Annotated in this window: 23 protein-coding genes and 1 pseudogene; 11 read left to right on the forward strand and 13 right to left on the reverse strand. The window is 49.3% G+C overall.

What is annotated here, in order from left to right; translation table 11 throughout:
• Positions 1-191: 191 nt before the first annotated feature.
• From BM191_RS03250 to BM191_RS03260, 3 genes are all read right to left on the reverse strand, one after another.
• Complete coding sequence (locus BM191_RS03250) at positions 192-1,214, reverse strand: AI-2E family transporter (RefSeq protein ID WP_092875050.1); 1,023 nt, start codon at positions 1,212-1,214, stop codon at positions 192-194.
• Positions 1,215-1,321: 107 nt separating this feature from the next.
• Complete coding sequence (locus tag BM191_RS03255; protein ID WP_092875052.1) at positions 1,322-1,669, reverse strand: helix-turn-helix domain-containing protein; 348 nt, start codon at positions 1,667-1,669, stop codon at positions 1,322-1,324.
• A 500-nt stretch (positions 1,670-2,169) separates the two neighbouring features.
• The gene (locus tag BM191_RS03260; protein WP_092875054.1) at positions 2,170-2,637 is read right to left on the reverse strand and encodes an RrF2 family transcriptional regulator; all 468 of its coding nucleotides are present in this window, start codon (positions 2,635-2,637) and stop codon (positions 2,170-2,172) included.
• Positions 2,638-3,166: 529 nt separating this feature from the next.
• On the opposite strand from BM191_RS03260, the gene BM191_RS03265 reads away from it, so the two are divergent.
• Positions 3,167-4,357, forward strand: a complete 1,191-nt coding sequence (locus BM191_RS03265; RefSeq protein WP_092875056.1) for a sugar transporter — start codon at positions 3,167-3,169, stop codon at positions 4,355-4,357.
• 220 nt (positions 4,358-4,577) lie between these two features.
• Here BM191_RS03265 and pptA read toward each other — a convergent pair whose 3' ends face one another.
• Entirely contained in the window at positions 4,578-4,808 is a 231-nt protein-coding gene (pptA, locus tag BM191_RS03270; RefSeq protein WP_092875058.1) for a tautomerase PptA, read from the reverse strand.
• Positions 4,809-4,983: 175 nt separating this feature from the next.
• Here pptA and copC point away from each other — a divergent pair, with 175 nt between their 5' ends.
• A complete protein-coding gene (gene copC, locus BM191_RS03275) occupies positions 4,984-5,361 on the forward strand; it encodes a copper homeostasis periplasmic binding protein CopC (RefSeq protein ID WP_092875060.1) in 378 nt (125 codons plus the stop codon).
• A 248-nt stretch (positions 5,362-5,609) separates the two neighbouring features.
• Here the strand turns inward: copC and BM191_RS03280 are convergent, their stop codons facing one another.
• The gene (locus BM191_RS03280) at positions 5,610-6,425 is read right to left on the reverse strand and encodes a Cof-type HAD-IIB family hydrolase (RefSeq protein ID WP_092875062.1); all 816 of its coding nucleotides are present in this window, start codon (positions 6,423-6,425) and stop codon (positions 5,610-5,612) included.
• A gap of 303 nt (positions 6,426-6,728) precedes the next feature.
• Positions 6,729-7,586 (reverse strand): SDR family oxidoreductase, encoded by an 858-nt coding sequence (locus tag BM191_RS03285; RefSeq protein WP_092875064.1) that lies wholly within the window; start codon positions 7,584-7,586, stop codon positions 6,729-6,731.
• 131 nt (positions 7,587-7,717) lie between these two features.
• Between BM191_RS03285 and BM191_RS03290 the strand changes: the two genes are divergently transcribed.
• Both BM191_RS03290 and pqqU read left to right on the forward strand, forming a co-directional pair.
• Complete coding sequence (locus tag BM191_RS03290) at positions 7,718-8,119, forward strand: winged helix-turn-helix transcriptional regulator (protein ID WP_092875066.1); 402 nt, start codon at positions 7,718-7,720, stop codon at positions 8,117-8,119.
• Between the two features lie 121 nt (positions 8,120-8,240).
• Complete coding sequence (gene pqqU, locus BM191_RS03295) at positions 8,241-10,382, forward strand: TonB-dependent receptor PqqU (protein ID WP_092875068.1); 2,142 nt, start codon at positions 8,241-8,243, stop codon at positions 10,380-10,382.
• 131 nt (positions 10,383-10,513) lie between these two features.
• On the opposite strand, the gene bla is transcribed toward pqqU, so the two are convergent.
• Positions 10,514-11,398 carry a class A beta-lactamase gene (gene bla, locus BM191_RS03300; RefSeq protein WP_092875070.1) on the reverse strand — a complete coding sequence of 295 codons (885 nt, stop codon included), beginning with the start codon at positions 11,396-11,398 and terminating at the stop codon, positions 10,514-10,516.
• A gap of 138 nt (positions 11,399-11,536) precedes the next feature.
• On the opposite strand from bla, the gene ydfG reads away from it, so the two are divergent.
• Positions 11,537-12,283 carry a bifunctional NADP-dependent 3-hydroxy acid dehydrogenase/3-hydroxypropionate dehydrogenase YdfG gene (ydfG, locus tag BM191_RS03305; protein ID WP_092875072.1) on the forward strand — a complete coding sequence of 249 codons (747 nt, stop codon included), beginning with the start codon at positions 11,537-11,539 and terminating at the stop codon, positions 12,281-12,283.
• Positions 12,284-12,323: 40 nt separating this feature from the next.
• On the opposite strand, the gene BM191_RS03310 is transcribed toward ydfG, so the two are convergent.
• Entirely contained in the window at positions 12,324-12,650 is a 327-nt protein-coding gene (locus tag BM191_RS03310; protein WP_092875074.1) for a YnfA family protein, read from the reverse strand.
• A 99-nt stretch (positions 12,651-12,749) separates the two neighbouring features.
• Here BM191_RS03310 and BM191_RS03315 point away from each other — a divergent pair, with 99 nt between their 5' ends.
• Positions 12,750-13,097, forward strand: coding sequence for a DUF1283 family protein (locus BM191_RS03315; protein WP_092875076.1), 348 nt, complete (start codon positions 12,750-12,752; stop codon positions 13,095-13,097).
• 69 nt (positions 13,098-13,166) lie between these two features.
• Positions 13,167-13,463, forward strand: coding sequence for a DUF1161 domain-containing protein (locus BM191_RS03320; protein WP_092875078.1), 297 nt, complete (start codon positions 13,167-13,169; stop codon positions 13,461-13,463).
• Positions 13,464-14,150: 687 nt separating this feature from the next.
• Here the strand turns inward: BM191_RS03320 and BM191_RS03325 are convergent.
• From BM191_RS03325 to BM191_RS03340, 4 genes and pseudogenes are all read right to left on the reverse strand, one after another.
• Positions 14,151-15,040: pseudogene (locus BM191_RS03325) on the reverse strand (Tn3 family transposase); the annotation flags it as partial.
• A 231-nt stretch (positions 15,041-15,271) separates the two neighbouring features.
• Positions 15,272-15,925, reverse strand: a complete 654-nt coding sequence (gene bioD, locus BM191_RS03330) for a dethiobiotin synthase (RefSeq protein WP_092875080.1) — start codon at positions 15,923-15,925, stop codon at positions 15,272-15,274.
• A gap of 114 nt (positions 15,926-16,039) precedes the next feature.
• Positions 16,040-17,257: a sugar metabolism global transcriptional regulator Mlc gene (gene mlc / locus BM191_RS03335; protein ID WP_092875082.1), complete on the reverse strand. Its 1,218-nt coding sequence runs from the start codon at positions 17,255-17,257 to the stop codon at positions 16,040-16,042.
• Positions 17,258-17,356: 99 nt separating this feature from the next.
• Complete coding sequence (locus BM191_RS03340) at positions 17,357-18,250, reverse strand: LysR family transcriptional regulator (protein ID WP_092875084.1); 894 nt, start codon at positions 18,248-18,250, stop codon at positions 17,357-17,359.
• Positions 18,251-18,354: 104 nt separating this feature from the next.
• On the opposite strand from BM191_RS03340, the gene BM191_RS03345 reads away from it, so the two are divergent.
• Together BM191_RS03345 and tus are read left to right on the forward strand one after the other, a co-directional pair.
• On the forward strand, positions 18,355-19,611 hold the full coding sequence (locus BM191_RS03345) for an MFS transporter (RefSeq protein WP_092875219.1): 1,257 nt from the start codon (positions 18,355-18,357) through the stop codon (positions 19,609-19,611).
• A 109-nt stretch (positions 19,612-19,720) separates the two neighbouring features.
• Complete coding sequence (gene tus, locus BM191_RS03350; RefSeq protein WP_092875086.1) at positions 19,721-20,647, forward strand: DNA replication terminus site-binding protein; 927 nt, start codon at positions 19,721-19,723, stop codon at positions 20,645-20,647.
• A gap of 42 nt (positions 20,648-20,689) precedes the next feature.
• Here tus and fumC read toward each other — a convergent pair whose 3' ends face one another.
• Positions 20,690-22,087 (reverse strand): class II fumarate hydratase, encoded by a 1,398-nt coding sequence (gene fumC / locus BM191_RS03355; RefSeq protein WP_092875088.1) that lies wholly within the window; start codon positions 22,085-22,087, stop codon positions 20,690-20,692.
• A 195-nt stretch (positions 22,088-22,282) separates the two neighbouring features.
• On the opposite strand from fumC, the gene manA reads away from it, so the two are divergent.
• Complete coding sequence (gene manA / locus BM191_RS03360; RefSeq protein ID WP_092875090.1) at positions 22,283-23,458, forward strand: mannose-6-phosphate isomerase; 1,176 nt, start codon at positions 22,283-22,285, stop codon at positions 23,456-23,458.
• Between the two features lie 122 nt (positions 23,459-23,580).
• A complete protein-coding gene (locus BM191_RS03365) occupies positions 23,581-25,077 on the forward strand; it encodes a YdgA family protein (protein ID WP_092875092.1) in 1,497 nt (498 codons plus the stop codon).
• Positions 25,078-25,084 lie beyond the last annotated feature (7 nt).

Raw genomic sequence — 25,084 nt, forward strand, 5'->3', positions numbered from 1 at the left:
TGGGAGAGGTGTTTAGAGTGCAAAAAAAGATAGCGTTAATGAATAGTATTCATTTATCACTAGCAGAAATTTTACGAGAGGGCTTTTCTGGTTTTGTCTGGCGCACTGATAACTGGCGTCGTGCACCGGCCATCAGTTCTCCTTTGCCACTTACACAGGGTTAACCTGAACGTTACCAGATCGGAAGTTCCCTAAATGAGACCGGCAGACCGCAGTTCACTTTTCAAATAAGCATAATAAAGTGGCGCGGCAACCACACCGACAAGTCCAAATGCCGATTCGAAAATCAGCATCGCCAGCAGTATTTCCCAGGTTTTTGCGTTGATGCGGGTGCCGAAGATTCGGGCGTTAATAAAGTATTCCAGCTTATGAACCAGAACCAGAAAAGTCAGCGCTATCACGGCCGCCTCAAGTGAAATAGACAGGCCGATCAATACAATAACCGTATTGGAAATCAGGTTGCCAATAATGGGTAGCAACCCGGCAAGAAACGTCAATACTACGATGGTTTTACCAAAGGGAAAGTGCAGGCCAAAAAGCGGCAGCACGCCAAACAGAAAAATGCCGGTAAGAATAGTATTAACCAGAGAAACTTTAATCTGCGCAAAAACCACGTTTTGAAATGACGTCGCCAGTATCGAAAGTCGATCTAATAAGGCTCTTTTCAGTGGTCGCGCGGCATTATCATCGCGCAATGCGGTACGCAGTGAGATAATGGCGCCGAGCAGCATACCAATCAGCATGGTCGCTATCGTATGCGCCACCGTCTTACCTAAACTCTGCACCACCACCAGATGCTCGCGCAGCCATCCGATGAGCTGAGATTGCAGTTCGTCGATATCGGAAGGCAGATAGCGTACGATCAATGGTGAAAGTGTACTTTGCGCATCATTGAGCAGCTTGCTGGCGGTTGCATGAAAGGCCTGAACACTCTGAAAATCATGCAGGAAAAAACCCATGATTTTGCTGATAGCGGTGATGAGACCGAGGATGATCAGCATGCTCAGAGTCAGAATGATGACCCAACGCGCCGCCTGACCTTTCACCAGTCGCTGCACCCACGGAGTCAACGCGACAATAATCTGATAGACAATAAAACCGGCCAGAAAACAGGGTAACAGCCGCAGAGGAAAGAGAAGAAATAACGCCAGAGCAATCAGAGTATAACTGGCGAGCTGAATGTAATGTTGCTGCCGGGTGTTTCCCATTTCCATGTCGACTCCTGTCGAAAATGACAAAAACAGAGGAATATGGGGCAGTATACAACGAGGCTGAAGGCTTGAGTACAGAGGAAAACGGCGAGCCTGGTGGCCCGCGATAATTAGTTAGCCTGGCTGGTACTTACCTGTACCTGACGACGCCACGACCCCGGCGTCTGACCAAACTGGCGCTTAAAACTACGATTAAAAGACTGCTGTGAATCAAATCCAAATGAGATTGCAACGTCAAGAATAGGCTCACCGCCTTTTGCGAGGCGTTCCGCAGATTTTTTCAGGCGGCGAGCACGAATGTATTCACCCAGCGAACGGCCAGTATGTTGCTTGAACATTCGCTGCAAATGCCATTTCGAATAACCCGCTCGTTTAGCGACGCAATCCAAATCCATTTTTCCTTCAATATGACCCTCTATCCATTTTACGAGATCGTCAATAAAATCATCATGATTCATCAGGCTTCCCCTTCTCTGTTCTGTTGTTACTCTGATGCAAACATCTCTATCCGAGTGAACTGTAAAAAGTAACTATAACTAGAGCATTTATTAATGCTAGAGTAGCTCTAACTTAAATGCAAGTGTAAAAAATACTTTTTAATCTATCGGTATTTTTTTCTTTACACACCTCAGCTAATGAATATCCCACACCAATAATCGAGAAGTTAGCGTGGTTTTATCGGCATGTTCATTTGACGTAACATATTCATCAGCCAATAAAATAATTCGAAACGGCGCATCATCTTGATCCGGGGTAACGAGTCGGCGAATAAATCGTACAGGTGAATGGATTGAAGGACAGGCAATAAACCAGAATACGCACTGTTACGCAGAGATTAACGTATGCGCCGTACCGTGGGTTTCGCGTTGCACAGGCCCCACCGGGAAGCGTCACTGGCCGTATATTAAAAAACCATGCCGTTTCGACATGGTTTTTTAATATACGGCCCCATTCACTTTTAGGGGCGGCAAACCAGCGTATTCGCGTCTTCGGTATTACGTCTGTCACGCTCACAAATTTCGCGCAAAGCGTCAGCAACGGTTTTACTTTTCAGCACTTTCATGGAGGCCTGCTCGGCTTCAAATGCCAGCTCTTTAAAAAACCAGCAGGTATTGGCTGAGACGACGCAACGAGCTTTGACTTCGGGGCGCTGCGGCAGCAAAGGCTTATCCTCTATTACTGAAGTGTAGATATCGCACAGCGTAATATCTTCCGGAGGCCGCCCCAGATGAATCGTTCCGCTGCGGCCTAAAGTAGATATAATTATGCCCTCGCGAGTTAACGGCACCATTAATTTGCGCACAAAGCTCGGGTTGACTTCCAACCCCATAGCAAGCGTTTTACTGGTACTGCGACGACCTTCCCGATCTGACATCGCCACACAAAGCACTATTTGTAAAGCTGTAGGAAAGCGCAAATCAAGCATGATGATATCCTTGCTTTTCTAAATTCCTGATCGGAATCTCTGATCATAAAAAGCGTTAAAAATCATTCAGGTATAAACATAGTTGACAGCTAATATAGCAGAACGTTAATGCTCTTTGAAGTTGATTACTGGCACTGTGTGGCTAATTGCGATAGGTGACTGATAATAAGAAATTTATTACGTTAACAAAGGCACAAACCGCGCACCCAAAAGCGGGCAACCTTCACGCTGATCAACAGTTACGTGGTTGTAATGTTATTGTTTTGTACATCCACAGACAGGTTCCTGCCATTCTGAAGAATAAAAATGAACTCGTTATGTTTATTCTGTAGTCTATGCAGAAATAATCCCGCAAAAACTCACTCGTATCCTGATTGCTCAAATAAAGCTGGTGATGTTGTTTACATTATGGGGTTTTGTGAATTCCAATGAGTTTTGATTTGACCTCATAGCGAATCAATCACAATATAACGAATCGTTGTTTTTCCCGGTTTATCTCTGCAATTATCTGAAAGCGAGCTCTTATTACATGGAAGCGACTTCTACCACCGTTTCACGCCAAACGGCATGGCTACGTGTCATCATGATGGCTATCGCCGCCTTTATTTTTAATACAACCGAATTTGCTCCCGTGGGTCTGCTATCTGATATTGCCGGAACATGGTCGATGAAAACGGCTGAAGTTGGCCTCATGATAACTATATACGCGTGGATAGTAGCGATTATGTCGCTGCCAATGATGCTACTCACGCGTAACGTCGAACGTCGACTGCTGTTAGCCGCTATATTTATCCTGTTTATTCTAAGCCACGCGCTTTCCACCATTGCATGGAATTTTAATGTGTTGGTGATATCGCGTATCGGTATCGCTCTCGCGCATTCTGTGTTCTGGTCAATTACTGCCTCGCTGGCAATTCGCGTTGCCCCTCCCGGCAAAAAGACTCAGGCGTTAAGCATGCTGGCTACGGGTACTGCTCTGGCTATGGTACTGGGTTTACCTCTGGGACGTGTTATTGGTCAATATCTTGGCTGGCGAAGTACCTTCGGCGTTATCGGCATCGCTGCGCTAGTGACATTGATTTGCCTGATGCGCCTGCTGCCTAAGCTACCGAGCGAACATACAGGTTCGTTAAAAAGCCTGCCGCTGCTGTTTCGCCGCCCGGCGCTGATGGCGTTGTACCTGCTTATCGCGCTGGCAGTTACCGCCCACTATACCGCTTACAGCTACATTGAGCCCTTTATGGAGGTGGTGGCGAACGTTACTGGCAACGGCACCACCTTTTTACTATTGCTATTTGGCGCGGCTGGGATTCTCGGTAGCATCCTCTTCAGCATGCTGGGAAATCGCTTTACGGCCATTCTCCTGATGGCTGCGCTGGCGATTATATCCACCTCTATGCTTTTATTGTGGCTGGCTGCTCCGCACATGCTGGCTATTGCTCTGCTAAGTATAGTATGGGGAATGGCCGTGATGATTATGGGGCTGGCGGTACAGGTTCGCGTGCTGGAGTTAGCTCCGGATGCCACCGACGTTGCCATGTCATTACTATCCGGTATCTATAACATCGGCATTGGCGGCGGTGCTCTGCTGGGCAATCAGATCAGTCTGCACTTTAGCATGTCGCAAGTGGGCTATGCCGGTGGGCTGATTGGCGCTATTGCCTTCGGCTGGTGCCTGTTTATCTTTCAACGTTATCCACAGCTGCGGGTACATGAATAGCTCAGACGATCCAGCGGTACTGAAACCAAGTAAGCCTCTCATCCTTATTGGCGGTTGCGATAGTCAGAGGCCCTGTTATAGATTAAATAGCCCCCGTCATCAGGGACTCTGACCCCAAAATACCAATCTTGTGCATCCTTAGGGAAACAACAGCTCAGCGGTTAAAAGGCATAAAAAACCCGCGTCGGTGCGCGGGAATAAATAGCGGCGGCAAAAGAAACTACATTTCGTAACCAGGCTTTTTAGCCAGTTGGTCCAGCTCTGGCTTGATACGCCGATCGTAAATCTGCGCTTTCCAGTTTTCCTTTTCAACGGCATGCAGAGCAACCGATAATGACGCATCACGAGAACCAAAGTGCTTTTTCACCGCCTCGCACAGGTCAGAGGCCAGCGCTTGCTGCTGCTCTTCATTAAGATCACGAGGAAAGAATGATAGTTCGATATGTGGCATGGGCAGGATCCTTAGTATCAATTAACGTTGGAGCATGATGGCGGGTTACCGATAGGTAGCCGCACGTTGATCATAGCAGGCAACCCCCTTTTTAATCCTCCACCCATGTTATCATGCTGCCAACCTTTTGGTTACAATGCGTCATGATGAACAACAATTACCCAGGAGCACGATGATGAAAACCTCTATCAGGAACACCTTTTTGTCGGTCGCCACCGTTCTTTCACTGCTGGCTACCATGCAGCAGGCACAGGCGCATGCCCATCTGAAATCTTCGGAACCGGCAGCAAACGCTGAGGTGACAACGTCACTAAAACAACTCACGCTAACCTTCACAGAAGGACTGGAACCGGCTTTCAGCGATGTTATCCTCAAGGATAGCCAGGGCGCAGTCGTTCCCACGGGTAAGGCGTTAGTGAGTAAGCGTAATCGTCAGCAGATAGTTTTGCCGTTAATCGCCCCGCTGGCAGCAGGTGCTTATCAGGTAAACTGGCATGTGCTTTCAACTGACGGCCATAAAACAAAAGGCAATTACAGCTTTACCATGAAATGATTATTTGGGCGCCGTAAGGCGCCTTATTTCGGACATGCCGCTGACGTTTTAAGGCTTAATACCGGCTGCAGGTATGACTGTTACGTAGCATCAATGTCAGACCAGCATGCCGTAATACCACGTCATTACATCAATCTCTCTGAAATCTTTATGCTATGGTCACAGCGTAAAACAATGTCAGTGTCTGAGAAATCCGTACGACATTACCTTGACTGGTTGCCCTCATTTTTACGTCGTGCGTCTGAGAGTTAATGATTGAATGGCGTCCTGCCATACAGAATATTATCAATCATATCCAATACTCCATCCTTATTGTTATGACCCGCAGCAAGACGTCCAGGCATGCGCATTTTATCCGGGGCGTTCTGCATCACAAAACCCCAGCCGGCTTTATCGAGCATCTCGTGATCGTTACCCCCATCGCCAAAGGCGACAATTTCTTCATCAGTAATTCCCCACTGCTGCTGCAAAATACGCAAACCGTTGGCTTTATGCATACCCGATATGATCAGATCCGCAGACCCATGACCACTGGAGACTGGGGTTAGCAAGCCTTCCGTTTCGTCGTTAATAGTGAGCATAAAGTTATCAAACTGGTCGTCATCAATATTAAGCGCAAACTTAAACACGGTGTCTTTAATTGAATCCTGATGTTCAATCACCTGTAAGCGGTGATAAAAGCGCGACATACTTTTAAAAAAACGCTCGTCTAAAGGGCGGCGTATATAGGCGCTCTGGAAACCGCAGATGATGATTTTGATAAAATCATAGCGATCAAGCACGGCCAGGCATTTCTCCCACTCCTGACGCGGCATTCCGGCAACAAACACCGGCTGTTGCTGATCAATAACACAGGCTCCATTCTCAGCCACAAAAGCGATTTCTGGATGGATATCAGGAAAAAAGGATCGCAGCTGATAATATTGATTGCCACTGGCTACCACAAAACGGATCCCCAGCGCCTGCATCTGCGCAAACTGGCGGGCGAAGCGTTCAGTATCGTAGGTTTTGTTATCACGTAAAAAGGTGCCGTCCATATCCACCGCGATCAGTTTAACGCCCACCGCTGTACTCCTTACCGGTTGAATTCCTGCTCTGATCATAGCGGCTGAAGAGTGAAAAGTCCTCTCCAGCTGCTATCAACCGGTATTTTCCAGCTCTTTTTAATCGCCCGGGTTAGCGCCACGGAAATCAACGGCGGGCAGACTCCGTGGTGGAGGCCAGGGCGCGACTTTCCTCTCTACCGCCGCTTACGCAGGCGTTGCAAATTGAACGCCGGAAAGCAAATTTCATATCCATATGCACAGGAGGCTAGCTACAGAAAACAAACCAGCCTGATATCCATTTGCACGACTAATCGATGCGCATCATAAATGCTTGATGCTCATTTCTATCGTCTGCTGCCAGGGCGTGGTCGATCGGCCGATAAGGCGACTCAGAGTATGGCTGTCATCAAATAAGCTCTGCTTAGACGCGCTATAATCGGCGTCTGCCAGCATGGAAGCCAGATCATCAGGCAGGCCAGCTTCTTTGAGCAGCGAGACGAAGTCGGCCTCACTCAGATTTTGATAACTGACCGGCTTGCCGCTGCTGGCGCTTATTTGCCGGGAAAACTCGGTCAGAGTATAGGCATTGTCCCCTGCCAGTTCATAAATTTTACCCGCCTGATTTTCTTTGATTAGCACCGCGGCGGCGGCTTCGGCATAGTCCTGACGCGTAGCGGAAGCGATCCGCCCTTCGCCTGCCGCACCGAAAAATATGCCCTGTTCAATCGCAGACGCAATGCTGGCAGCATAGTTTTCGCTATACCAGCCATTACGCAGTATCACGAAAGGGATTCCCGACGCTTTTAACGCGGCTTCCGTTGCTCGATGCTCAACAGCCAGCCCGATCGGAGAACAATCGGCATGCAGCAAACTGGTGTAAGCAATCAATTTTACCCCGGCGTGTCGTGCCGCGTTAATCACTGCCTGATGCTGTGCGTCCCGCTGTCCAACTTCGCTGGAAGAAATGAGCAGCAATTTTTCGACGCCGATAAAAGCCTCATCAAGGGTTGTCGGCTGCGCGTAGTTCCCCTGACGCACTATCAGGCCACGAGCAGCCAGATCAGCGGCTTTATCTGGCGAGCGAGCCACTGCAACAATCTCTTTTGCAGCAACACTTTTAAGCATCACCTCAATCACCAGGCGGCCAAGTTGGCCAGTTGCACCTGTTATCGCAAACATAATTACCCCTTTCATTTAACGTTGGCAGGCGACGCAAGCTTAACGTCATGCTTCTCACCCGAACAGGTTAAACGCTATACTTACGAAAAGTAATTACTTACAGCTATGTTAGTATCAAAAAAAGGCTAATCATGACTAACTCATTAGATCTCAAGATAAAAAAAGGCGATTTGCTTAACGCCGACTGCCCCTCTCGCGACATACTTAAACGACTTCTTGGACGCTGGAGCCTGCTGGTACTGATCGCCCTGAAGCAGGAAACCTTACGTTTCAGCGCATTGCGTCGTCGCATCGGCGGTGTCAGTGAAAGGATGCTGGCGCAAACACTACGTCATATGGAGGAGGACGGTTTTATTGTTCGTATCGCTCATGATGTGGTTCCACCGCACGTTGAGTACTATTTGACTCCGCTGGGGTGCGAAGCCGAAACGCGCGTCGCTCTGCTGGCTGAGTGGCTGGAAAATAACATCACCGGAATCATGGCGCACCGACAGGCTTTCTCTGCTGAATCTGGCCGGCACGAAGAGCATTAACACCTGCCTTAAGGTTAATTTTTGTTGGATGTGGTTACAAAATTTTTTCAAAAGTTGACATAAAACGTTATCCTGAGCGCCTTTTTATTAAGGATGGTAACTTTTTACTCACGGATAACACATGAATATGCGATTGCCTAAAAAGGCCACGGGTCCGCTGGTGCTGCTCTCTGCCACCCTAACCTGCCCCTCTCTCCAGGTTTACGCCGCAGACCAACAGAACAAAGATCCTCAGCAAACCATGGTAGTTACTGCTGCACCGGGCGCGCCCTCCGAGCTGGATACTCCAGCGGCGATCAGCATGGTTGATGGCAAGGATTTGCGCCATGCTGCGCCTCGCATCAACCTGTCGGAAGGATTAAGCGCTGTACCCGGACTGCAAATTCAAAACCGACAAAATTATGCCCAGGATCTTCAGCTGTCAGTCCGTGGTTTCGGCGCACGCTCCACCTTTGGCGTGAGGGGTGTCCGTATTTACGTTGACGGTATTCCAGCGACTATGCCGGATGGCCAGGGACAGACGTCGAATATCGATCTAAATTCGGTCGATCGCGTAGAGATCCTTCGCGGCCCGTTTTCGGCACTGTACGGCAACTCCGCCGGTGGCGTCGTGAATGTAACTACTGAAACCGGACATCTGCCGCCATTACTGGAATATAGTAGCTACTACGGTAGCTATGGCAGCTGGCGCAACAGCGTGAAAGCCAGCGGCGCTGTTGGCGACGGTACTCATGCCGGCGACGTTAATTATCTGATTTCAGCCAGCCGTTTCACCACACACGGCTGGCGTGAACACAGTGCGGCGCAAAAAAACCTCGGCAATGCTAAATTGGGCATTCGTATTGACGATGTCAGTACGATGACGCTGCTGTTTAACAGCGTGGATATCACCGCACAGGATCCCGGTGGATTAACCCGAGAGCAGTGGCAGCAAAATCCGCGTCAGGTGGCGCCGATTGTCACGCAGTACAATACGCGCAAAACCGTTAGTCAGACTCAAGGCGGGTTACGTTATCAGCATCAGATGTCGAAAAATGATGACCTCAGCGTAATGCTTTACACGGGGATCCGTGAAACGACCCAGTACCAGTCAATTCCTGCCGCGACCCAACGCAGATCCGCTGATCATCCCGGTGGTGTTATCAATCTGACCCGCCACTTTCAGGGTATAGATACGCGCTGGACCCACAGAGATACTGTCGCCGACGTGCCTGTCGCTGTAACAATCGGACTGGATTATGAAACCATGACCGAGCGACGTAAAGGTTACGAAAACTTCACCTTCAGCAACGGCAGCTATCACTATGGCGATAAAGGCAATTTACGCCGCAACGAACGTAATCTGGTGTGGAATCTCGACCCTTATCTGCAAAGCAGCTGGCAGCTGACCGACCGCCTGACGCTGGATGCTGGTTTGCGCTATACCACGGTAAACGTTGATTCCCACGATAACTATATTGTCGGCACCAATGGTGATGACAGTTATAGCAGCAGCTTCCATCAATGGCTACCGGTCGGCTCGCTGAAATATGCCATTACTGATAGTTGGAATATGTATGCTTCAAGCGGTCGCGGAGTTGAGACGCCAACACTTAACGAACGTTCCTACAATAGCAACGGCGGCAATAATTTTGGTCTGAAACCTTCGACCAGCACTACCTATGAACTGGGTAGCAAGACACGCATTGGTTTCGGCCTGCTCAGCCTGGCGCTGTTTGAGACCAACAGTCAGAATGAGATCGTCTCTGCCGGTAGCCTCAATGGCCGTACCAGCTATAAAAATGCCGGTCAAACCCGGCGACGCGGCCTGGAAGCAGGCTTCGATCAGCAGTTTGCCTATGACTGGCGTTTGGGAATGGCCCTGACGCTGCTTGATGCTCGCTATCGTAGCAATGTTTGTAGCACTGAAAATTGCAACGGTAACCGTATTCCAGGCATTGCGCGCAACATGGCTTACGTGTCGCTGGGGTATCAGCCGGAAAGCGGTTGGTATGCCGGGGCGGATTTACACTATATGAGTAATATTGCCGCCGATGATGAAAACAGCGTTAGCGCACCTTCATACGCCACAGTTGGCTTGAATAGCGGCTATAAATTCAGGCAGGGAAATTGGCTGCTTGATGTATTCGGTCGGGTAGATAACCTGTTTGATCGCAACTATATCGGTTCAGTGATCGTCAATGAAACGAATGGCCGCTATTACGAATCCGCACCAGGCCGTAATTATGGTATCGGAGCAACGCTGAGCTACGCCTTCAACTAAAAGACCTGCCCCGACGAATGTTCGGTGGCAGGTGACCTTGTCTTATCTTATCGCGCCGCTCATTACGTCTTTCCGCTGCGACACTAAATGGCCAAAAACACGGGTATGACTCTACAAGCTAGCCGCAAGCTTTAACGCCACGTCGCCAGCGTCAGTCGCGCGGTTTCAGCAAGCACCGTCCTGTTCGACGCCGCCGTTTTATCCGGCTGGGTAAAATAGACCGTTAACACCAGGGGTTGACGCTGAGGCGGCCATAAGAGGGCGACGTCGTTGGTCGTGCCATAATCGCCACTGCCAGTTTTATCACCGACCTTCCAGACCGCAGGGACACCGGCGGCAATCGACTGCTTACCGGTGGTATTGCCTTTCAGCCAGCGAATCCATAGCTGCTGCTCCCGATGGGGCAATCCGTTGCCAAAAGCCAGTTTTTGCAGATCACTTGCCATCGCCAGCGGCGTCGTTGTATCACGCTTATCACCAGGGATCGCACTGTTAAGAGCAGGCTCAGTTCGGTCGAGGCGGGTTACATTGTCACCAAGTGACCGTGCCAGCGTGGTAACGGCGGCAGGTCCGTTAACCAGTTTCAACATCAGGTTTGCGGCAAGATTATCACTATACTGGAGCATAGCCTGGCACAATTCATTTACCGTCATTCCGCTCTCATAATGCTTCTCTGTGACGGGCATCCAGGATAGCCGCTCTGACGTATCCCAGTAGATACGTCGTTCGAGCAGACCCGGCTGTTGCAAACTGAGATTCAGCACCACTGCCGCGAGCAGAGTCTTTGAGGTGCTGCACATTGGAAAGCGTTCGTTGCCACGATACTGCAGTTTATGACCGCTTGCCGTATCGAGTAGCGTCATTCCCAGACGGCCGTTATACCGTTTCTCAAGCGTTGCCAACTGCAGATGAAGATTGCGGACGCGAGCGGCCTGGAGCTGAGGGGCTAACCCCGCCGTGATGGGCAACAGTGCGGCGGCACAGAGAAAGCGCCGACGCGTCAAAGTAAGTTCCATAGATATCCTTGCTATATAAAAGTCACTGACCCTTGCTGCAGGCTTATTGTTACCTGTTCAGCTATTGTGCGGGGACAGGTAAAAAGCGTCATGGTAAGGTGACGTATAGTAAACATGTTCTCGCTGAGGATTAGCACAATGATTGTATTTGTTACAGGTGCCACCGCCGGATTTGGCCGAAGCATTACCCGACGTTTCATCGCACAGGGTCATAAAGTCATCGCTGCGGGCCGCCGTCTGTCAAGGCTTGAAGAGCTTAAAAGTGAACTCGGTGCTAATCTGCACCCCTTACAGCTTGATATACGTAACCGGGCGGAAATTGAGCACGCGCTGGCCAGCCTGCCGCAGGGGTGGCGGGCACCTGACGTGCTGGTAAATAATGCCGGGTTGGCGCTCGGCGTCGAACCCGCACACAAGGCCAGAATTGAAGACTGGGAGGATATGATCGACACCAATAACAAGGGGCTGATATACATGACCCGCGCTCTGCTTCCAGGAATGGTCGAACGCAATCGCGGTCATATTATTAACATCGGTTCCACTGCCGGTAACTGGCCCTATCCGGGCGGTAACGTCTATGGTGCCACCAAAGCATTTGTGCGCCAGTTCAGCCTAAACCTACGCACCGATCTTCACGGCACGGCGCTACGAGTGACGAATATTGAGCCGGGTCTGGTTGGTGGTACCGAGTTTTCTAATGTGCGCTATAAAGGTGATGATGCTAAAGCCAGCGGCCTGTATGAAAATACCACCCCTCTGACAGCTGACGACGTCACTGAGGCTGTGTGGTGGGTGGCAACGCTTCCCGCGCATGTCAATATTAATACGCTCGAAATGATGCCGGTGGCGCAGACCACTGCAGGAATGAAGGTGCATAAGGGCTGAGTTTATACCGTGGAACGGAGTTTGAGGTTATCCACCGGTTTTATTTGCTGCCCCAACCGGCAACGACAATCAACATACCGCCCAGCGCTACCATGCCGCCAAGCCAGTCCCAATGGCTAAGTTTCACGCCATCAACCAACCGCAGCCAAATTAAAGCCGTAACAACGTATACACCGCCGTAGGCGGCGTATACTCTTCCGCTCGCCGCAGGATGAAGCGTCAGCAGCCAGACAAACAGTGTAAGACTGGCCAATGCCGGTAATAAGAGCCAGCCACTGGCTCCTTTTTTGAGCCACAGCCAGGGAAGGAAACAGCCGGTAATTTCCGCCAGCGCCGTTAGAAAAAATAGCAGTGTGATTTTCACCATACCATTAACCTCTCTCCTGTTTTAACCAATTGCTGGTAACATTGGGCTATAAAGGCCCAAATGATATACTATGCCGGTGCAAACATAGGAATCAGTAAGATGAATACTTCGGTGAAAGTTGTTATACCATTTTTAATGCTGCTAACCCTTTTTGCGGGCGTTCTTTCGCTCAGTCAGATGGCAAAGGCTGAGACTCAGCACATAATTCTGGACAGTAACGGTAACCCATTGATTCGTGAAGAAGCCCGCGAACAAAAAGAACAGTGGGATGCTACACGCAATCTGCGCAATAAAATTAACCAAAGGGTAGAAAAACAGTTCGATAAGGCGGCCAATGGCCTTGATAAACGCGAAGCTTGTGAAAGCAGCCTGAACGTCAACGCTTATTGGGAACCCAAAACCATGCGTTGTCTGGATCGTCGAACGGGTCGCCCCGTAACGCCCTGAAGTTGCATAAAACGAACAGTTTTATGAAACTAATGTCAGTCAGGGTCTTTTTACTAAAGGATGAGAACAATGAGAAAGAACACATTATTATTGACCGGCCTATTGATAGCTGCCCCTCTGTTTGCGCAGGCTTCCTGCGAATCTTTAAAAAATGAAATTTCCCAAAAAATCATTAAAAACGGCGTGCCGGAAAATGACTTCACTCTTGATATAGTGCCAAATGATCAGGCCGATCGGGCCGGTGGTCAGGTCGTCGGACACTGTGATAATGACACGCAAAAAATCGTTTATAAACGAAACAATAGTGAAAGGGGCTCCAGCGTTCCGGCTAATGCCGGCACCAGTCAGGACTCTCCTGCACAATAACATCCGGGGACGTTTTAACGTCCCCACTCATTTCAGGCAATTTTCTGGCTGTATAGCATTCTTGCAAGCAGTATACAGACCACGGCAAACAACGTTGTGAAAGAAACGTCCAGTGAGGTGAACTGACTACCTACAGCGTGACCAGTTGCAGGACATCGACGACTTAAAATGCTCGCTGCGCGGGCGATATCATTTGCTGAACGGGATCATGAAAGTCAGGAAGACGTTGCAACAGATTATAATTCAGCATCACTATCGTCATTGCTTTGTTAATTGCCATATTTGAAAAGATGTCAATTTCATTTGAATGATCACAAACCAACACTCGCTGATGAAGATAGTCCGGAAGATCATCTGTAAAACTCGGGTATTTTGTGTGCCATCCATTAATCCCTTCAGGTTCTAAAAAATCCCAGATCGGAGATTTTAGCAGCTCCGGCGTTGAATCCGATTCGCGCTTTACTTTATCCGGTACGGAAACGCATTAAATTCAGGATGCATGTGCATGCTGATTTACTTGTTGGAATCGCTGCTATTACCCGGCCTGATAAGTGAAAACTTGGTTTAGTGCTTCTTACAGCATGCCGAGTTTTGGAGGGCACCTGTAAAAATCGTTTATCCGATGTCGCTTCATCAACTGCGATTTATGTTTAAAGGGGTTCTATGCCGGAACCGCCGAAATTTCTGTTACCCCAGTTTCAGACCAGCAATCAGTGCATCCAGGTCCATGATTTCATTGCTACTATGAAAGATATAATGCCCGCTCAACAAAATGTGCTGCCAGGCTTCCGGTGATATCCTGGCCAAAGCCTCAATTCCCTTGGCATTGCCTTCCGCTTCCAGTCGTTCCAGTAATTGCAACAGGATTGCAGAGTTGTAACGAACGATTGCGTTGGAGATCAACCGCCCGCACTGGTTACTGATTTCCGTTTCAAGATCATTTTTCCCGCTCAACTCTTTCTTTCCGCCAATTTTGGAGACTGCCGCGCGTAGCTGGTTATAAGATTTAATCCGGTTCTGGGAGCGCCGGATATTGCGTTCCAGTTGCGGATCACGCAGATACTTCAGTGTGTAAATGCTGCGAACCAGCCGGTCATATTCAAATATAGCCTGTCTTGTCGGATTGGTTGTTGTGTACGTACATAGCTTGCATATCAGCGTTCCCTGCGTCATCTCCTTCAGTCCCAACGTAGCGACAATACGATCGACATTATTTTTTTGCGGATGATAAGGTCCTGATTAATCTGCTCAACGGGCTGAATCAGCCATTTTTTATAGGCCGATCGCTCCCAGGTAAAATACAGCTTCTTCAACTGCTTATTCAGGTCGGTGAAATGCGGTTCAGAGCGAACCCCAAACCAGTGCAGGATCGCAAAGTTGGCTTTATTGATGCTGTGCATGTCTCCGGTAATGGCTGTGGGTTTCATTACTGAGGTGTTGCGGTACCAGATATCAAAGACATGATGGCCTTCGTACTCGTTTGTGCCTATCAGATGACCGTTGATCGGGATGTGGTTACACAGCAGCGTGTAGGCGACCATGTCTTTACCGCGTCCAAAATATTTACATGAATATCTGGTTCCTCCTGGTTAAACCGATACAAGGAAAATGGGCCAGTGCGTCAGTCACTCTCAGCGATTGAGACAGTTAGACAATGATAAATTTGACGCATTCGTTCTAAGGAGTGGCCTGATTGGAGTAAAGCTGCGTCCGGAACTTTTATCAGCTCATCAAAACACGCCATCACAGGGCCTGTCTACAAACAATACCAGACGCCGTAGCGGACAGGGACGTCCGCTTTTCAATCATTACATGCCACAAAGATAATCCGCCAACGCGCGTTTTTCAGGCCTTGGTAAATAGGGTATTTCACCCAGCAACGGTGCGGAAAGTTTCTCACTCAGCACGTCGATAATTTCAGCGTAGTGCGCCAATCCTGGATTGATACGATTAGCTACCCAGCCTACTAACGGCAAACCATCCGCCAGAATGGCCTGAGAGGTCAACAGCGCATGGCTAATACATCCGCTCTGAATGCCAACCACCATAATTACTGGCAGCTGTTCCTGTACCACCCACTCCGAAAGCGGACGCAGATCGCTTAACAAATTACGCCAACCGCCGGTACCCTCAATAATAACCGTATCAGCCTGTGATGAAAGCGCGGCCAGTCCCTCACTCAGTGCAGCGTAGTTAACCGGCGCGCCGCGCTGTGCGCTAACTTCATCATCCTCGTAAGCCAGTGGGTTAATTGCTTCATAGGTTGTCTTCAGCGTTGAAGCAGTCTGAAGAACCAGTGCGTCAGGGTTACGTAAACCCTCGGGTGTTTGCAAACTATTACGACCAATAGGCTTATACCCCACAACTCGCTTACCCTGAGAGGAGAGCTTTTGCATAAGTGCACAGCAAGTAACGGTTTTACCAATCGCGCTGTCAGTCCCCGTTACAAATACCCTTTTCATCCTCGTTCCCCCGAATGCCCCACCCCTATGTAAACCGGCTAACCGGTCAGATGAAAATTATAAGCAAAATAGAAGTAATGCAGATTGCGTTAGCGCAATGTTAACGTGGAAAACTCAGCCTTGTAATAACTGTATTAGCAGCGAACCTTCAAATAATGCATCTTTAATCAGAGCAGCGCCGGGTAACGTCCCCCGACCTGTAATCTGCGATGCTTCAAGAATCAACTTTGCGCTGTAAGCCGGTAACGACTGCTGCATGATTGCGTCGCTGATTACCGGATAAAGTAATGAAGAGACCTGATTGAGTGGTGAACCAATTAGTATTTTTTGTGGATGAAAAATATTCACCATAATCGCCAGCAGTCGACCTACACTTTCTCCAGCGTCAAGAATCAACGCCTGAGTTAGCAAATCGTTATTTTTCGCCGCATGGCATAGCGCGTCTAAGTTTAACGGTTGAAGATGTAGCGAGGAAGAGGGATCGCGCGCCATGCCTTCAGCGGCACGCTCCAGCAAATTGGGGATACTGACCAGAGTCTCAAGGCAGCCGCGATTGCCGCAATAGCACTGATGGCCCTGCGGCATGATCTGCGTATGACCGATCTCCGCCAGGGAAGAGGTGCCACGATGGAGAATACGCCCATCGGTTATAATACCGACACCGACATTATCGTCGATTACCAGATGGATGACATCACGTGCACCACGCGCAGCACCAAACAGGGCTTCGGCCAGCGTCCAGCCATAAATCTCGTGTGCCAGATAAACCGGCAGCCCCATCCGGGCGGTTAAAAAAGGGCCCAGAGCCAGATCCTTAACCTTGTAAAACGGCATCCGATGAATTACCCCGAGGCGGCCGTTAACCATACCGGGAGCGGTAATGGCAATCGCCATCAGTCGCTCCAGCTTGTCCTGGTTGCGGAAAAAAAAGGCATCGATTTGCTCGGCGATTAGAAACTGCAGCGGGCGAACATCATCAAGCACCAGCGGCTGAATTTCTTCAATGATGCATCGACTACTGAGGTCACGTAACGCAAGAATTATTTCACCATTACCGATACGTAAAGCCAGATAGTGCCAGTTACCTGTATCAAGAACCAATCCGGTCGCCGGGCGTCCCCGACTGGAGATTTCCTGAAATTCGGTTTCCTTAACTAATTCCGCATCAACTAATTCACGCACGATTTTAGTAATGCTTGCGGGTGCCAGCTGGGCCTTTTTTGACAGCTCAATGCGGGATATTGGTCCGTATTGGTCGATGAGGCGATAAACCACCCCAGCGTTAATTTTTTTTATTTGATCGATATGACCCGGTTTATTATCCTCCAACACGTGTTACGCTCCGGTTATTTCCGCGCTTAAAAAAGCTGTTCTGCATGGTGAAATAGTTATATTTTTTCGTCAACTAATTGATTGGTTTTGTGATTTACTTCACAAATCCCCCCCTGTCAGCAAAGCAATCATCTGCGCCATTGGCGCCCGCAACTCTCGTTGACGCGACCACACCAGCCACACTTCAGATAATGCATCGACTTCCCGTAAGTTTTTCCATATCACCTCCGGCGGTGAAACGCGTTGAAAGGAAGCTGGCAAAATAGAAACTCCCAAACCAGCGGCGACCAGACCCATGATCGTCATCGCTTCACCCACTTCCTGCGTAATACTGGGTGTCGCCTGATAACGATTCATCAACGCCAGAATTTCACTGTAAAGTGCAGTTCCTACATGGGGATCGAAGAACACAAATGGTTCGCTTGCCAGGTCACTCACGGACAGATCTGCCTCAGACGCCAACGGATGATCGTGGTGCAATAACGCGCATAAAGGTTCGCACATCAGCAAACGCCACGTCAAAGAATCAGGCAGCTCGGTATTGCGCATTACACCAAGATCGAGGCTACCGGCGATTATGGGATCCAGTTGCTGCCGGGTATTCAGCTCCTGCATTTGCAAATGAACATCAGGATACTGGTTACAGAAGTGGGATAGTGCCTCAGAAACTCGTGTAATAAACGGGGACGAAGAAGTGAAACCAATGCACAGCTCACCAACAGTACCGGCATGCAAACGTGAAGCTTTTTCCGTCGCCCGATCGACGTTGGCCAGAATCTGCCGACAGTCCAGTAAAAACTGTTCTCCTGCTGGTGTTAGTTCGACACGTCGGTTAGTACGGACCAGAAGTCGGGCATTTATCTGTTTCTCCAGCGCCTGGATTTGCTGACTAAGCGGTGGCTGAGAAATGTTAAGACGCTGGGCTGCGCGACCAAAGTGAAGCTCTTCAGCTACGGCGATGAAATAACGTAAATGGCGCAGTTCGATATGCATAAAATATTATTTAAGATGATTAATATATTAGACATAATATACGCTGCTCCTTATGCTTCAAAGCAGTACCGTCCTAACGTTGCAAAGGATCAATCGTGAGCCGTATCTCCGCGTCATCCACATCAACACGTGATCAGCCAGATCAACACTCTACGAGCACTCCAGATCGGCATCGTTCAGCCCAATACATTAAACGCGGTACTCCCCAATTCATTCGGGTCACTCTGGCGTTATTCTCTGCGGGTCTGGCGACCTTTGCGCTGCTCTATTGTGTTCAGCCTGTTTTGCCCCTTTTATCAAAAGAGTTTGGCGTATCGCCAGCTGCCAGTAGCCTGTCGCTGTCAGTATCAACGGCACTGCTGGCCTTGGGCTTACTGATCACCGGCCCACTTTCTGATGCGATCGGGCGAAAATCGGTAATGGTGACGGCCCTGATGCTGGCTTCGTTATGCACGCTGTTATCAGCAACCATGACAAGCTGGCACGGTATCCTGCTAATGCGTGCATTAACCGGATTGGCACTCAGCGGGGTTGCGGCGGTCGGTATGACCTATCTCAGTGAGGAGATTCATCCCAGCGTTATTCCCTTTAGCATGGGGCTTTACATTAGCGGTAACTCGATTGGCGGCATGAGCGGAAGGCTGCTCAGCGGGGTGATCGCTGACTTTTTTTCCTGGCGGATTGCTATTGCCACTATCGGCTGTTTTTCACTGGCTGCCGCGCTCATGTTCTGGAAAATACTACCGCCATCACGTCATTTCCGCCCATCCTCTTTGCGCCCCAAAAATCTGCTAATAAATTTTCATCTGCACTGGCACGATCGCGGGTTACCGCTGCTGTTCGCAGAGGGTTTCTTACTAATGGGTTCGTTCGTCACGCTGTTCAACTATATCGGCTACCGGCTTGTCAACCCGCCGTGGTCACTCAATCAAGCGATTGTCGGTCTGCTGTCTATCGTCTATCTGACGGGAACATGGAGCTCGCCGAAAGCCGGTACCATGACAACGCGATTTGGGCGCAGCGCGGTGATGCTATTTTCTACCGCTGTGATGTTGTCGGGACTATTGCTTACAGCTTTCAGTTCGCTGTGGATAATTCTGCCAGGTATGATGTTATTTACCGCAGGCTTTTTCGCCGCCCACTCGGTCGCCAGCGGCTGGATCGGTCCACGGGCGCGACGGGCAAAAGGCCAGGCCTCTTCACTTTATTTGTTCAGCTATTATCTCGGCTCCAGCATAGCTGGCACGGCCGGCGGTTTATTCTGGCATAACTTTGGTTGGCCGGGTATCACACTGTTTATTGGCTCGCTGTTAGTGATTGCTCTGCTGATTGGTCTACAACTGAGAAAAAGGGCCGTCTGACCAGACCATCAGGAATGATTTTTCCTGACGGAAGTTTTGTCCACTAGCGTAGAAATACGGGTAATTTCATTCGACAATGACAGGATGTTGTAACTAAATCGGAGGGTTGATGTCACGTTATCAGGCCATCGGGCAACTTCATCAGACCGTTAAAGAACTCGAACTTAAGCTTAGGGAGTTACAACACCCGTTAAAGCAGTTACCCCTGTTGGCGGGTCGGGTGTTCGTTCTTCCTGACGTTACCCGGGGTAAGGAGCACGACCCTCGCCCACAAATTACGGTCACCCAGTTGCAAGCTGAAGAAGCGCGGGCGCAAGCGCTACATCATTTCGGTCTGCTTTTTATGCAGCAACAATCGACGCAGCGCAGCACTAAATCTGCCGTCAGGCTTCCTGGCGCGATTTGTCTGGAGGCGACTGATTCCGTTGCAGAAAACTTGCGTAATCGGGTTTTACATATTAACCAGCTCAAACGTCGGATGGAGCAGATCATTACCGTTGATTCTGGCGTCGCGTCGGAAGAGCGTTTTGCCTTTGTCCACCAGCAGCTACCTGGCCTGATCACCCTCAATGTCTACCGAACCATTACGCTCCTCGATGCACCAGACAGCGTACGTTTTGGCTGGGCAAATAAACAGATTATAAAAAAGGTGAGTTGCGGCGAATTAATACAAAAGCTGATGATAAGCCTGGAAAGTGGGCGAAGCGCTGCGGGCTGGAGCCGCGAAAAATGGGCAGAAAATTTGCAGCAGGAGATAGCCATACTCGAAGCTCTGCCGCAGGATGCTAAGCTAAAGATACGCCGACCGGTGAAAGTGCAGCCGATAGCCCGCATCTGGCAAGCGGATAAGCAAAAGCAAACTCAGCTGGCCTGCCCTTCCCCGCTGATTATCATCTGTCACGATGCCAGCCAGCTACCAACACTTGGTGAGCTAACTGATTATGATGAAAACGCCATAAATCACCGATATAAGCCTGAGGCTCAGGCCTTGTGGCCGCTGATCCCCCGTCTGCATTTATTTGTTGAACGTTCATAGTAAAAAACCGGGCCTGGCCCGGTTTAACCAGCATGAAAAGACTTACTGCTTCATACTACCAACCATTTCCTGCGGTCGTACCCATGAATCGAACTCTTTAGCGGTCAGATAACCAAGTTTCAGCGCGGCATCTTTTAACGTCAGTCCTTCTTTATGGGCTTTTTTCGCGATTTCAGCTGCTTTATCGTAGCCAATATGCGTATTCAGTGCAGTAACCAACATCAATGACTCGTTCAGTAGCTGGCTGATTCGCTCGCGGTTAGGCTCAATCCCACTCGCGCAGTGGTGATTAAAGCTTTCCATGCCATCGGCCAGCAGTCGCACGGTTTGCAGGAAATTATGGATAATCATTGGGCGGTAAACGTTCAGTTCAAAATTGCCCGACGCGCCACCCATATTTATTGCAACGTCATTGCCCATCACCTGACAGCAAAGCATGGTAACCGCTTCGCACTGCGTGGGATTTACCTTACCCGGCATAATTGAGCTACCCGGCTCGTTTTCAGGAATAGCCAGTTCGCCTATGCCACAACGCGGCCCAGAGGCCAACCAGCGCACGTCGTTAGCAATCTTCATCAATGATGCGGCCAGGCCTTTGAGCGCGCCGTGCGCATGCACCAGCGCGTCACAGGTTGCCAACGATTCAAACTTATTTGGGGCGGTGACAAATGGCAGTCCCGTCAGTGTTGCCAGCTCTTTGGCTACGCGAACAGCATATTCAGGATGGGTGTTCAATCCAGTGCCAACGGCCGTACCGCCCAGGGCAAGCTCAGCTACATGCGGAATGCTGTTTTCAATATGCGTCAGGCTATGCTCCAGCATCGCCACCCAACCAGAAATCTCCTGCCCAAGCGTCAACGGTGTCGCATCCTGCAAGTGGGTGCGACCAATCTTGACGATATTTTTAAAAGTGTCAGATTTCTGCTTCAGGGTTTTCTTCAGCGTGTGTAGCTGTGGAATAAGCTGTTTACGCACGGCAATGACTGCGGCAACATGCATAGCGGTAGGGAATACGTCGTTAGAGCTCTGACTTTTGTTCACGTCATCATTGGGATGGACCAGTCGTGACATACCTCGTTCACCGCCGAGGATCTCACTGGCGCGGTTCGCTAATACCTCATTCATGTTCATGTTAGTTTGCGTACCGGAGCCGGTCTGCCAGATGGCCAGAGGAAACTCTCCGCTGTGTTGATTATCCAGCACTTCTTCTGCTGCTTTGATGATCGCCTCTGCGCGTTCTTCAACTAATAATCCCAAATCCTGATTAACTTTTGCCGCTGCGCGTTTAGTCAGCGCCAGCGCATGAATCAACGCGTCTGGCATTTTTTCCGTTGAGATCCGAAAGTGTTCCAGAGAGCGTTGGGTCTGTGCACCCCACAGCTTATCAGAGGGAACATCGATCGAACCCATTGAGTCTTTTTCAATGCGATTGGCAACCATTACTGTCTCCTTAACACAAATAGTGAGTATTTACGGCCTAACCCCCGCGAGAGGCGGAAACTACACCGCTCAGCGTGATTAAGATCAACATTGTCTTATGCAACTGAGTCCAAGTTATTAGTCATTGAATGCCTTTACTATGACATTCTGTTGTAATACATCACGATTATTTCACTGCCAACACGGGAACTTATCATGCAAAAATTAATCAATTCACTGCAATATTATGCTTGGGGCAGTAAAACAGCCTTAACAGAACTTTATCATATTGCTAATCCCGATAATCGTCCGCTGGCAGAACTTTGGATGGGCGCCCATCCTAAAAGTCCTTCACAAATAGATACCCCCGCTGGCCGTCGCTCATTGCGTGAGGTTATTTCAGAAAATACCACTGCGATTCTGGGTGAAAAAGTTGCCCTTCGCTTTGGTGAACTGCCCTTTTTATTTAAGGTTCTTTGCGCCGCCCAGCCGTTGTCCATTCAGGTCCATCCCAGCAAATCGTCAGCCGAAGCCGGTTTCGCCAAAGAGAACGCCGCAGGGATCGCACTGGATGCCCCTGAGCGCAACTATAAAGATGCCAATCACAAGCCGGAGCTGGTGTTTGCACTGACACCGTTCAAAGCCATCAACGGTTTTCGTCAACAAAGAGAAATGGTTTCACTGTTGCAGCCAGTCGCTGGCGCTCATCCAGATATCGCCCACTTTTTACAGGCACCTGATGAGCTACGTCTCAAACAGCTTTTTGCCAGCCTGCTTTCGATGGAGGGAGAAAGGAAATCTCTGGCACTCGGGGTACTTAAAGACATGCTAAACAGTCAGCCAGGCGAACCCTGGGAAACCATCCGCACTATTGCCGCGGATTATCCTAATGATAATGGCCTGTTTTCACCGCTTCTGCTAAATGTCATTACCCTGCAACCGGGTGAAGCTATGTTCCTGTTCGCAGAAACGCCTCATGCCTATCTGAGTGGCGTTGCGCTGGAGGTAATGGCAAATTCTGATAATGTACTGCGCGCAGGGCTGACGCCAAAATATATTGATCTTCCGGAGCTGTTAGCAAATCTCAAGTTCACGGCAAAACCTTATGATTCACTGCGCACAGAGCCGCAGTCCAAAGGCAGCAGTCTGATTTTTCCGATACCGGTAGAGGATTTTGCCTTTGCATTACATACCCTGAGCGCGGAGAAAGCTGTTATCAGCCAGGAGAGTGCAGCCATTCTGTTCTGCATTGACGGTGAAGCACTGGTCGCGCAAGGGAAACAGCAGATAACGCTGATGCCAGGTGATTCCTGCTTTATCCCCGCCAACGAATCACCCGTGACGCTTACTGGCACAGGGCGCATTGCTCGTGTTTATAATCAGCTGGATTAACTGAAAAGACAGGTTATAAAATAGCTGTTATCATTCAAGCTATTACTTAAAAAACACCCCGCCGGAACAGCCCGCAAGAACAGGAAGGTACACCGGCATGACGAAAGAGAAAGGATTTATTGATGAAAAAGACCAAAATAGCGGTCGTCGTGGTGGTAGCATTAGGCGTAATCTGGACCGGGGGCGCGTGGATAACAGGGAAAAAGCTGGAGCAAAATCGCGATCAGGCATTACAACAGATTAATCACTGGCTGCAACAGCAGCTGCCACAATCGCGTCTGACGGTCAATTATCAGGATTATCAACGCGGCCTGTTCAGCAGCCACGTTAAACTGGTCATACAATCAACATCTCAGACAACAGACAATGCGCTGTTGAAACCCGGCCAGAGCATTGTTCTTCAGGAAACGATCGATCACGGTCCATTTCCGCTGGCGCAATTAAAGCAATTTAATCTGATCCCCAGTATGGCTTCCGTACACAGCACGCTGCAAAATACCGCCCCGGTGGGCGGGCTGTTTAAGTTGACCAAAGATAAGCCCTTTATTACATCTGATACCCGCGTTGGTTATAGCGGAGCAACTTCAAGCGTAATTCATTTGTTGCCGATTGATTTTCAGGATGAGAAAAGTGGTGATCGACTGGCCTTCAATGGCGGCGAGCTAACCGTTTCTGCCGATAACCGGGGTAACAAACTGGATTATAACGGCAATATCGATAACCTGCAGATTACCAGTAAAAATGATATGGGCATGCCTGTTCTGCTTACCTTTAATGGCTTATCGGTAACGGGTATAACACATTTAGGTGCGAGCGGTTTCCGCGTTGGTAAACAGGTGATAGCACTGAAAAAGTTCAATACCAGCATTCAGGGCAAAGAGATGGTTGACGCTGAAGGGCTGAAACTTCTGTCAGACTTCACAAGCGATGATAAGGATATCAACGGGCAGTTGGATTACAGCATGAACGGCCTGAAAATACAGAGGCAAGATTTAGGCTCGGCCAATCTTAATCTGAAATTATCACAACTCGATGCTAATGCGTTGAGGACCTTCCTGAATAATTATCGCGATGAAATGCAGCCGATAATTAATCAGCAAAACAATGATTCGCTGATGTTACAACAAAAATCCCGTGCAATCTTTATTAAAAATCTTCCGCTGCTGCTCAAAGGCGATCCGGTTATCAGCATTGCCCCGTTGAGCTGGAAAAATGCCAAGGGCGAAAGTACCTTTAATTTAACTATCAGCCTGAGAGATCCGTCAGCCGGTATACCAGCCGATGCCGGTGATATTAATCAGGCCGCAGACACGTTCGTCAAATCCCTCGACGCCAGACTCGTCATCCCTATGGCGATGGCAAATGAAACTATGACTCGTGTAGGCATGGCAGAAGGTAACAGCGAAGAACAAGCCGCCAAGATTGCCGATCAGCAGGTTAAAGGCTTTGCTGCAATGGGGCAGATGTTCAAGCTCACTACCCAGCAGAATGGTGATATCGTTACCAGTCTGCATTTTGCCAATGGCCAGATAAACATGAATGGCGAAAAAATGCCGCTCGACCAGTTTATCAATCGTTACCTCCCGCTTAACGCTACGCCAGATAGTATGCCGCAGTAATTTCAAT

The sequence above is a fragment of the Izhakiella capsodis genome, from assembly GCF_900115045.1.
Classification (GTDB): Bacteria; Pseudomonadota; Gammaproteobacteria; order Enterobacterales; family Enterobacteriaceae; genus Izhakiella; species Izhakiella capsodis.

Coding starts and splice junctions, on each gene's coding strand:
- ydfG (WP_092875072.1), top strand. CDS start 11,537: ATGATTGTATTTGTTACAGGTGCCACCGCCGGATTTGGCCGAAGCATT.
- manA (WP_092875090.1), top strand. CDS start 22,283: ATGCAAAAATTAATCAATTCACTGCAATATTATGCTTGGGGCAGTAAA.
- tus (WP_092875086.1), top strand. CDS start 19,721: ATGTCACGTTATCAGGCCATCGGGCAACTTCATCAGACCGTTAAAGAA.
- copC (WP_092875060.1), top strand. CDS start 4,984: ATGAAAACCTCTATCAGGAACACCTTTTTGTCGGTCGCCACCGTTCTT.
- fumC (WP_092875088.1), bottom strand. CDS start 22,087: ATGGTTGCCAATCGCATTGAAAAAGACTCAATGGGTTCGATCGATGTT.
- BM191_RS03310 (WP_092875074.1), bottom strand. CDS start 12,650: ATGGTGAAAATCACACTGCTATTTTTTCTAACGGCGCTGGCGGAAATT.
- BM191_RS03265 (WP_092875056.1), top strand. CDS start 3,167: ATGGAAGCGACTTCTACCACCGTTTCACGCCAAACGGCATGGCTACGT.
- pqqU (WP_092875068.1), top strand. CDS start 8,241: ATGAATATGCGATTGCCTAAAAAGGCCACGGGTCCGCTGGTGCTGCTC.
- BM191_RS03365 (WP_092875092.1), top strand. CDS start 23,581: ATGAAAAAGACCAAAATAGCGGTCGTCGTGGTGGTAGCATTAGGCGTA.
- BM191_RS03320 (WP_092875078.1), top strand. CDS start 13,167: ATGAGAAAGAACACATTATTATTGACCGGCCTATTGATAGCTGCCCCT.
- bioD (WP_092875080.1), bottom strand. CDS start 15,925: ATGAAAAGGGTATTTGTAACGGGGACTGACAGCGCGATTGGTAAAACC.
- BM191_RS03250 (WP_092875050.1), bottom strand. CDS start 1,214: ATGGAAATGGGAAACACCCGGCAGCAACATTACATTCAGCTCGCCAGT.
- bla (WP_092875070.1), bottom strand. CDS start 11,398: ATGGAACTTACTTTGACGCGTCGGCGCTTTCTCTGTGCCGCCGCACTG.
- BM191_RS03290 (WP_092875066.1), top strand. CDS start 7,718: ATGACTAACTCATTAGATCTCAAGATAAAAAAAGGCGATTTGCTTAAC.
- BM191_RS03260 (WP_092875054.1), bottom strand. CDS start 2,637: ATGCTTGATTTGCGCTTTCCTACAGCTTTACAAATAGTGCTTTGTGTG.
- BM191_RS03255 (WP_092875052.1), bottom strand. CDS start 1,669: ATGAATCATGATGATTTTATTGACGATCTCGTAAAATGGATAGAGGGT.
- BM191_RS03285 (WP_092875064.1), bottom strand. CDS start 7,586: ATGTTTGCGATAACAGGTGCAACTGGCCAACTTGGCCGCCTGGTGATT.
- BM191_RS03315 (WP_092875076.1), top strand. CDS start 12,750: ATGAATACTTCGGTGAAAGTTGTTATACCATTTTTAATGCTGCTAACC.
- BM191_RS03340 (WP_092875084.1), bottom strand. CDS start 18,250: ATGCATATCGAACTGCGCCATTTACGTTATTTCATCGCCGTAGCTGAA.
- pptA (WP_092875058.1), bottom strand. CDS start 4,808: ATGCCACATATCGAACTATCATTCTTTCCTCGTGATCTTAATGAAGAG.